At 70.0% G+C, this 729-nt stretch carries 1 protein-coding gene; it reads right to left on the bottom strand.

Annotated elements, in window-relative coordinates; genetic code table 11:
* Nucleotides 1–133: 133 nt before the first annotated feature.
* A partial coding sequence (locus ACFXPK_RS25860) for a TerD family protein (protein ID WP_385079059.1) occupies nucleotides 134–729 on the bottom strand: 596 nt, incomplete at its 5' end.

Raw genomic sequence — 729 nt, 5'->3', positions numbered from 1 at the left:
TCTCCGAACCAACACTGCGCCGCCCCCCCCGGCCCCCGGCGCGCCGGGGCACTACCCGCCCCGGGGGGCCCCGGGGGGCTTCGCTCTGCCCACCCGGCATCGGGGGATCCTCCGCGGCGGGAGGATCCTCCGGTCAGAGGATCTTCCCAGCGGGCTTCACCATCCCCCGTACGGTCCTGGACTTCTCGAACTCCCCGAGGGCGGTCATCTCCCACTCGCCGGTGAACTGACGGATCAGCTTCGCCATCATCACGCCGGTCTGCGGCTCGGCGGTGGTCAGGTCGAAGCGGACCAGCTCCTCGCCGGTCGCCGCGTCGACCAGCCGGCAGTACGCCTTGGCGACCTCGGTGAACTTCTGCCCGGAGAACGAGTTGACCGTGAAGACCAGGCCGCTCACCTCGGCGGGGATCGCGCCGAGGTCGACGACGATCACCTCGTCGTCACCGCCGCCCTCGCCCGTGAGGTTGTCGCCGGAGTGCTTGATCGCCCCGTTCAGGATCGAGAGCTTGCCGAAGTAGCAGCTGTCGAGGTGTTTACGGGTCGGTCCGAAGGCGATCACGGACGCGTCGAGGTCGATGTCCTTGCCCCGGTACGCCGGCTCCCAGCCGAGGCCCATCTTCACCCGGCTGAGCAGCGGGGCGCCGCCCTTGACCAGCGACACCGTCTGGTTCTTCTGGAGGCTGACCCGGCCCTTGTCCAGGTTGATCTTCCCGCTGCCCGGCGCGGGCG

Origin of the sequence: Streptomyces sp. NPDC059142 (assembly GCF_042755665.1) — a bacterium.
Lineage (GTDB): Bacteria > Actinomycetota > Actinomycetes > Streptomycetales > Streptomycetaceae > Streptomyces.
The sequence above is the reverse complement of the archived record's forward strand: the minus strand, read 5'-3'. Positions and strand labels throughout refer to the sequence as shown.